Below are 8,529 nucleotides of genomic sequence, written 5' to 3'. Positions count from 1 at the left end.
CATCTGGGTTAAAGACGTTAATCATAGCACGCTCAAACTCTTTGTCCCAAATGCATTTCATTAGAATAGTGCGCTTAAACTTATTTATAGGAAGAAGACTACGTAAAAAATTGTAATTGTGCTGAAACCCATTATGCTATGCTTAGTGTATCATTCAACATTAGATAGCTACCGCAACCGTTACTTTTTAAATAGCAAGCAACATGAATGAAATTTTACTATTCAATAAACCTTTTGGGGTTCTAAGCCAATTCACCGGCGAAATACATGAACAAACTTTGGCTCATTATATTAATAAACCGAACTTTTATGCGGCAGGACGTTTGGATAAAAATAGTGAGGGACTTTTACTTCTTACTCATCAGGGTAAATTGCAACATCAACTAAGTCATCCTGATGCCAAAAGAGAAAAGTACTATTGGGTACAGGTAGAGGGAATACCACAAGAACAAGATCTCTTACCACTTCGACAGGGCTTAGTAATCCGAGAAACACGGTTTTTGCCAGCCAAAGTAACATTAATCGATGAGCCTACTTTGTGGCCAAGAAATCCACCTGTCCGTTTTCGCAAGAGCATACCAACCCGTTGGTTAGAAATTGTTTTACGAGAAGGCAAAAATCACCAAATCCGTCGAATGACAGCAGCTATTGGTTTTCCAACGTTAAGATTAGTTAGGCATCGTATTGCTGATTGGTCACTAGGCAATTTGCAACCAGGCGAGTACCGTTTATTAACTATCACTTCCAAACCTGATAAATCACTGAAAAGATCTATTCGGTAAAAAACGTTTTGAAGTTCAAAAAAGAGAAAAACTCTTGAGAATAAATATCTATTTCCTCTTGAACTAAACTCAATAAACAGTCTACGCAATTTTTATCAAATAAAACACCAGCTGTTGAATTTAAATAATCCACTGCTTCTTTAATTGTATGGGCAGCCCGATAAGGCCTATGTGTTATCATCGCCTCCCAAACATCTGCTACAGCAACTATTTGGGCCAATTTATTAATCTCATCTTTCTTTAATCCCTTGGGGTAACCAGAACCATCCAACCGTTCATGATGTTGGGATACAATCACCTCAATATCCCAAGGACAAACAATCTTACTTACAATTTCACTCCCTTTATTCACGTGTTGCTTTAGAATTTCATATTCAAAGGGCTCCAGTTTACGGGGAGTTATTAAATATTCCACAGGCACATAAATTTTTCCCACATCATGGATAAGAGCCCCTAAATATAGGGTAACCATAAAATTAAGCTCTGAAAGGTTTGCTTTTTTAGCAATATGCAAGGCAATCGAGGCTGTCCGTTTCTGATGCCCTGCTGTATAGGGATCGCGTGTCTCAACTAACTCTGACAGTGCTCTAATAGCGTTAAAGAATGAATTTGCCAGAATTTCTTTATCAAGCTCAATTTGCTGTTCCATGTTTAAAAAGGTCGTTATTTCCTCGAAATAAACCATATAGATCGTTTGTTGTGCAATAATTTTGGTGACGGGAACCACTCGAACTATAAAAGTCTTCGTGTTTAAATGAATGGGCTGTTTTATTTCTTTATGAGAAATAACCGCTGTTTTAAAATAATCTGGCGTTTCATCACCTTTTGGAAAAACCTGCCAATACTTTATTCCCTGCGGATTACTATCTATTAAATTACAATAAGAATGGTTAGCATAAAGGATTGTTGCTTGAGCATCACAAAGAAGTACTGGATTTTCTAATAGTGAAAGAACATGCGACATCGCATCAAAGAGAACTGAATGTTCTTTATGAGTAGACATACGTTAATCTCTGAAAATTATGTTCTTTAATAAAAACGCCCGTAATTCATTAAAGAATTTTATTAATTCACTTCTAGTATAGAGTTAAATTAAAAAAGATGAGACAGTCAGTTACTAATCCTAGGTACATTGAGTTTGGCAAGACCAACCGCCACCTAGCGCTTTAATAAGTAATACACTGGCTACCTGACGACGAGTACGAATATCCACCGAATTCAGTTCTGCTTGCAACGCCGTGTTTTCATTGACAACTACATCCAGATAATTGGTAAGTCCACCTTTATATCGATCGATTGCCTGAACCAAAGCGCGTTTTGCTGCAGCCGTTGCTGCAGTTTGACTTTGATTTTCTTGATCAAGACGACGGATTGCCACCAAATTATCTTCTACTTCTTGGAAAGCAGTTAGCACTGTTTGGCGATAAGAAGCGACTGTTTCGTGATAACTCGCCTTTGCAGAGTTCAGCAAACCACGCAAATTGCCGCCATCGAATAACACTAAATCTGCCAAGGGCTGCACTAACGCTAATCCACTAATAGGTCCAAGCGACCAAAATATACTGGGCTGATCAAATAGGTTTGCCAATGCTCGACTTTCAAAACCAGCGATTGAACTAAAATTAATTTGCGGGTAAAAAGCTGCACAAGCAACACCTATCTCAAAATTTGCCGCTTGCACGCGTTGTTCAGCAGCAGCAATATCGGGTCTGCGCTCTAATAATGTAGAAGGTAATTCGGGGGGCAATAGAAACCAAGTTCATTCTTGTTTTTGCAGGAGGTATTTTAAAATTAGCAGGTATTTCACCCACTAATACTGCAATGGCATGTTCAAGTTGGGCGCGTCGCAAACGCATTTCCGTTGCTGCAGTTCTGGCATTTTCCAATTGCGTAATCGCTTGATCAACATCGGCTATCGGTGCGGCACCACCATTATAACGTTTACGAGTTATATATAAACCTTTCTCATAAGCAGCGACTGTCGCATCCAATACCCGTTGGCTAGCTTCATCTCCACGCAAAGCAAAATAATCCATAGCCAATTCGGCATGCATGCTAAGAGAAACCCCCGCAAGATCAGCGGCGCTGGCTCGTAACTGGCTCTCACTGGCAGCTACGGAGTTCCGCACACGCCCCCACAAATCGACCTCATAAGTGATATCAACACCCGTTAAAAAATCACTAAAAGAATTATCTGTATTTGGATTAGCAATATTTCTTGATTTTTGCTGCCTATCCGCATTGCCTAATCCAAGCAGGGTGGGATAATAAGCAGAGCGCGCCACCTGGGCAGCAGCACGCGCTTTTCGAAAAACGGGAAAAAGCGAGTTTCAAATTTTGGTTAGTGCAAGTGACCTTTTCTTCTAATTCATTTAAAACCGGATCATTAAACATCAACCACCAACGTGTACCTTTGGCAGTAGGCGTATACCCCTTAGCCTTCTTCCACTCCTTCGTTTCTTTATAGTCAATAGGAATAGGCATCGAGGGGCGCTGATACCGGGGTGTAAACGAGCAAGCCACTAAGAATAACGAAAATAAAATCAGCGTAATTAGTCTTTTCATTTTGGTGCTGGCTCTTGTGGTGTTTCATTGTCTTTGGATGCTATTTTCACCTCTTGACCAGCAATAAGAGCATCTGGTGGATTTAAAATAACGTGCTCTCCAACTTTAAGACCTGTATTCACCTCGACTTCGGTACCAAAATCACGACTTACGGTAATTGAACGTAAATCCACTTTATTATTCTTATTAACTACAGCAACTTGTAAACCTTGAGCACGAAAGAGAAGAGTATTCACTGGTAACCGAATAAGCTTTGACGAAAGTGGCATATCGAAATGTACTTCCGTATATCCGCCAGGTAGTAATTCATCTTTGGGATTATCAGCCCAGAATTGGGCAAGTAAAGTAAGGGAGTTAACATTAATAGCATCCGCTGTTTTATACAGTTTGGCTGGAAATTTTTTCCCGGGATGCTCAGTGAAATATAAACTCACTTCCATATTGGGTTTAACATTATTCACATAGGTTTGTGGTATTTGTACATACACCCTTATAGGATTCGATTGAACAATATGGAATAGAGGAAAAACATTAGTTCCGCTACCTGCATTAATGAGCGAACCTATATCAATAGTACGTAAACTAATTGTACCGTCAAAAGGTGCAATGACTCGTTCATAACTCACTAGATCGCGTAATCTATCTCGATTCGCTTGTGCAGAATTCACGATTGCTGTCGTAGCTTTTAGATTACTAACTTTCTCATCAGTTTCTTGTTTAGAGACTGAATCCGATTTTAGTAAATGGAGCCAACGCTTAGCTGTAATATCAGCCAAATCTTTATTGGCAATAGCAGTATTTAAATCAGCTTCTGCTTGGTGTAATTGGGCATTGACTTCCGGCGCCTCAATAATAGCAAGTAAATCACCTTCTTTAACTTTACTACCAATATCAACATACCAATCTTTGATATAACCATTTGTACGCGCGTAAATTACCGCCTCATGCCAGGCTTCAACCTTGCCCGGTAAAATAATTTTCTCAGTCAGTGGACCAGGCTTTGTAGTAAGAGTCGCTACAATCGGTACAGCATTCGCATTTGTTTCTACGCGTAATACCATTTTAGCCTGAACACGAAAAAAGATAATAACAAAGGCAAGTAATAAAATAAGACAAACAGCAATAATAATCCGACGCGACGTGTGAGGCTGGCTTTCATCAGACATGCTTTTCCCCTTTATGCTTGCGGCTATGAATCAGGCAAAAAATCGTAGGAACAAAAAATAAAGTAGCAATGGTTGCAAATGACAAGCCACCAATAACAGCGCGTCCTAGTGGAGCATTTTGCTCACCACCATCTCCCATCCCAAGTGCCATAGGAAACATACCAATAATCATCGCTGAAGCAGTCATTAATACAGGGCGTATACGAGTTTTGCCCGCTTCAAGAGCGGAAGTAAATGGATCATGGCCTTCCTTCATATGATCGCGCGCAAAACTAATAACCAGAATACCGTTTGCAGTGGCTACTCCCATACACATAATAGCCCCTGTTAAAGCAGGAACACTAAGCGTGGTGTGGGTAAGAAATAACATCCACACAATACCAGCAAGAGCAGCTGGTAAGGCCGTAATAATAATGAACGGATCTAGCCATGATTGGAAGTTAATCACAATAAGCAAATAAACGAGAAGAATAGAAAAAATTAGTCCTAGATAGAGGCCAGAAAACGCTTCATCCTTGGTTTGTATCTGTCCCCGCACAACGACAGAAGACCCTTTCGGCACGTCCTTTTTGGTATCTTTGACAATTTTGTTAATCGCTTTTGAAACGGAGCCTAGATCGGTATCCTGTATGGAAGCAAAAATATCAATCACAGGCTGAACATTATAGTGAGAGACCACAACAGGTTCCATAGTACGTTTTGTGTGCATCATCGCACCTAAAATCTGAGGATCTGAATCCTTTGTAGCATTAGCAATCGTGATATTACCCAACGCTTGTAATGATTTCATATAATACTGTGGTGTTTGAGTTGCCACGGGGTAAGAAACATGATTTTTTGGGTTAACCCAGAAGGTCGGTGAGGTTTGAAAACTTCCAGAAAGAGTAATCAACAAATTATTGGCAATATCAAATTGGCTATATCCCAACTCTCGTGCACGACTGCGATTTGCCTCTACTAAGAAACCAGGGTAGTTAAAGGCTTGCCGCAGATGGGCATCTACTACGCCAGGTACATGTTTCAAACGCTCTAATACTTTAGATGCATAACGAATATTTTCCTCCTGTTTTAGACCAATGACCTGGATATCAATGGCTGAAGGCAAACCAAAGTTAAGCGTTTGGTTTACAATGTCCGCTGGCAAAAAGGAAAAAGTGACACCCGGAAATTTCTTTTGCAACAATGGCCTTAAATCACGAATATAATCGTCGGTTGGTTTATGGTTTTCCTGAAGTGCAACCAAAATATCTGCATCACTAGCCCCATTGGTAGCTGAGTTACTGTAAGATAAATTGATACCACTGACAGGTAAACCAATATTAGCAACGACACTAAACAATTCTTCTTCTGGAATAAGTCCGCGAATCACATGGCCAATTTCTCCTGCCAAGCGAGCGGTTTCCTCAACCCTTGTCCCAGTAGGAGCCTGAAAATGTAATTTAATTTGTCCAGCATCAACGCTGGGAAAAAATTGGAACCAAGCCAGGGCGCTAAAAGCGCTATCGATACCAAAATAAATCCTAAGAAACCGAGAATAAAAAACTGTCTATTGTCTAAAGCTTTTGTTAGCAGCGTAAGATAATGTTGACGAAAACGTTGAAACCACCCTTCAAATCCAGCATGGAAACGTTGAAAACGGCTAAGACTGTCTGGATCATGGATAGTCTCATGTTTTTTAACAAATATTTGGCCATCGTCGCAACAAGAGTTCGTGACAAAATATAAGACGCTAACATAGCGAAAATAACGGCCTCTGCTAAGGGGGCAAATAAGTACTGCGCCACACCGCCTAGATAGAACATAGGTACGAAAACAATACAAATACAAAGTGTTGACACCAGTGCCGGAATAGCGATTTGTTCTGCACCATCCAGAATGGCCTGTTCCACCTCTTTACCTTGCTCCAAATTCCAATTGATATTTTCAATGGCTACGGTCGCATCATCGACTAAGATTCCCACAGCAAGCGCTAAACCACCCAGAGTCATAATATTGATCGTCTCTCCCACAGCAGACAATATCGTTAGCGAAGCCAAGATAGACAGAGGAATAGAAAGGGCAATAATAAAAGTACTTCGCCAACTACCGAGAACAATTAAAATCATCAACCCTGTTAAACAAGCTGCAATAATCCCTTCCCTAATAACGCCATCAATGGCAGCAAGAACAAAGATTGATTGATCACCGAAAGTAGACAAATTCAAGGCTGCAGGCATCATATTTTTACAACAGGTAATAGCGCTTTCACCCGACTTACAATATTGAGAGTCGATGCATTTCCTGTTTTTGTACGGACATCATCACTGCCCGTTTTCCATTAACAGTAATAATATTTGTTTGTGGGGGAAAACCATCGCGAACATGAGCAACATCGCGAACATAAAGCACACCACCATGCGGTAGTGCTTTCACAGGAAAATTATTAAACTCATCCGCCGTTAAAGGGCTGGCATTAAGTTTGACCAGGTATTCATACAGACCAATCTTCTCGGTTCCAGCAGGTAAAATTAAATTCTGCGTACCAATCACTGCACTAATATCTTGTGCCGAAACCCCATAGGTCTGCATTTTTTCTGGCTGGAGATCAACTTGTACCTGACGTATTTTCCCGCCATAAGGAAAAGGCAATGCTGCCCCTTGGACTGTCGCAAGTTGTGTGCGAATAAAATTATTACCCAGATCGTATAAATCTTGCTCTGGTAAAGTTTGACTAGTTAAAATTAATTGCAGCACAGGAACTGTTGCAGCATTGTAACTTAATACCAAAGGTGGCGTTTGACCAGGCGGTAATTGCTTTAATAAGGTTTGTGCGATCGCTGTGACCTGACTTAAGGCAACAGCAATATCAACATCATTATGGAAAAAAAGTTTTGTTACACTGACACCAAGCAACGATTGGGATTCTATATGTTCAATATCGTTAACAGTTGTCGTTGCTGCCCGTTCAAAAATGCTGGTGATTAAATCAGACATCTGTTGTGGTGGCATACCACTAAATCCCCAGACCACACTGACTACCGGGATATCGATATCCGGGAATATATCTGTTGGAGTGCGTAATATTGCTAATGGCCCGATAATTAACAGCATCAATGCCAAGACGATGAACGTATAAGGTCGAGATAAGGCAATCCGCACAAGCCACATAGCAATCCATGCCAAAGGATTTAATGATTTTCAGTATAACAACGTAAAATATTTAGATCTATCTTAAGATTATATTGATTTAAAAATAAATTTTTTAGATCTAACAGGATCTCACTCGCTTGAATCGGCAAGTATTGATTTATGAATATCACAACACAGTTTACATGATAGTTAATGAACATCGAAGCCAGGAAATCAATGCTTGTCGGCCAAGATAGTAGAAATGTCAACATCACTAGCGTCGGTAAGGAGCCTTAGCAAGCAAGGTATCATCTGCAATTAATCTTACCCAAGGCCAAAATAAAACGCTAATAAGCGCACTGCCTAAAGACATAAGAAAACCAATATGAAATCCCAGGAAAGCATCTATCGTTAGAATCAGTAACTGGTAAAGCAGGCAGAAAAATCCTATCAAACCCATTTGCTGCCCGATAGAAAAAAGAAACCGCCGTGCTTTATTACTGGCTATCCAGGATACAAAACACAGAGCAAAGGCATGCTCACCAATTACAGTAGCTAATAAAACATCCAGCATTAAGCCAATAATCACAAGGAGGCTAACATTGAAATGATCAGGTAAATAATACTGTAAATACAAGGCCAGCATTAAAACCCAAGGCGGCCTAAGTCCCACTAAAAGATCCGGTAAGGGTAAAATAGTCAGAACAAGCGCTAAAATGATTGCAATAATCAAACGCAAGTTTAACGAATTCATGCATTTGCTCCTATAGCATTCATACGCTCATTAATCTGTACCGTCAGTGCAGTCTGTTCTTTATCAGGCCAGATAAGAAGTACTAAACGATTCCTGTTGAGTAAAGCAATAGGACTCACATCAACCTTGATAAAATCTTCACCGGGAATACTTT

General features: G+C 40.1%; 9 protein-coding genes. 1 reads left to right on the top strand and 8 read right to left on the bottom strand.

Features of this window, described 5'->3' with window-relative positions; genetic code table 11:
- The first annotated feature begins 203 nt into the window (after positions 1–203).
- On the top strand, positions 204–782 hold the full coding sequence (locus tag BN58_RS08695) for a pseudouridine synthase (protein ID WP_019216485.1): 579 nt from the start codon (positions 204–206) through the stop codon (positions 780–782).
- Here BN58_RS08695 and BN58_RS28300 read toward each other — a convergent pair.
- From BN58_RS28300 to mreD, 8 genes are all read right to left on the bottom strand, one after another.
- The gene (locus BN58_RS28300; protein ID WP_019216484.1) at positions 772–1,785 is read right to left on the bottom strand and encodes an HD domain-containing phosphohydrolase; all 1,014 of its coding nucleotides are present in this window, start codon (positions 1,783–1,785) and stop codon (positions 772–774) included. The genes BN58_RS08695 and BN58_RS28300 overlap by 11 nt on opposite strands.
- Positions 1,786–1,905: 120 nt before the next feature.
- Positions 1,906–2,529: a TolC family protein gene (locus BN58_RS33540; RefSeq protein WP_232220466.1), complete on the bottom strand. Its 624-nt coding sequence runs from the start codon at positions 2,527–2,529 to the stop codon at positions 1,906–1,908.
- Positions 2,471–3,067: a TolC family protein gene (locus BN58_RS33535; RefSeq protein ID WP_232220465.1), complete on the bottom strand. Its 597-nt coding sequence runs from the start codon at positions 3,065–3,067 to the stop codon at positions 2,471–2,473. Before BN58_RS33535 ends, BN58_RS33540 begins: the two co-directional genes overlap by 59 nt.
- Positions 3,068–3,343: 276 nt before the next feature.
- Entirely contained in the window at positions 3,344–4,513 is a 1,170-nt protein-coding gene (locus tag BN58_RS08680; protein WP_019216483.1) for an efflux RND transporter periplasmic adaptor subunit, read from the bottom strand.
- On the bottom strand, positions 4,506–5,957 hold the full coding sequence (locus BN58_RS35955; RefSeq protein WP_269570224.1) for an efflux RND transporter permease subunit: 1,452 nt from the start codon (positions 5,955–5,957) through the stop codon (positions 4,506–4,508). Before BN58_RS35955 ends, BN58_RS08680 begins: the two co-directional genes overlap by 8 nt.
- A 121-nt stretch (positions 5,958–6,078) precedes the next feature.
- Positions 6,079–6,732 (bottom strand): efflux RND transporter permease subunit, encoded by a 654-nt coding sequence (locus tag BN58_RS35950; RefSeq protein ID WP_269570217.1) that lies wholly within the window; start codon positions 6,730–6,732, stop codon positions 6,079–6,081.
- A 34-nt stretch (positions 6,733–6,766) separates the two neighbouring features.
- On the bottom strand, positions 6,767–7,675 hold the full coding sequence (locus tag BN58_RS35945) for an efflux RND transporter permease subunit (RefSeq protein ID WP_269570215.1): 909 nt from the start codon (positions 7,673–7,675) through the stop codon (positions 6,767–6,769).
- Positions 7,676–7,895: 220 nt separating this feature from the next.
- Positions 7,896–8,375 (bottom strand): rod shape-determining protein MreD, encoded by a 480-nt coding sequence (gene mreD, locus BN58_RS08670; protein WP_019216482.1) that lies wholly within the window; start codon positions 8,373–8,375, stop codon positions 7,896–7,898.
- Positions 8,376–8,529: the final 154 nt, after the last annotated feature.

The organism is Legionella tunisiensis (assembly GCF_000308315.1).
In the GTDB taxonomy this organism is placed as follows: domain Bacteria; phylum Pseudomonadota; class Gammaproteobacteria; order Legionellales; family Legionellaceae; genus Tatlockia; species Tatlockia tunisiensis.
Note: the sequence above shows the minus strand (reverse complement) of the source record. Positions and strands in the feature narration are given on the sequence as shown.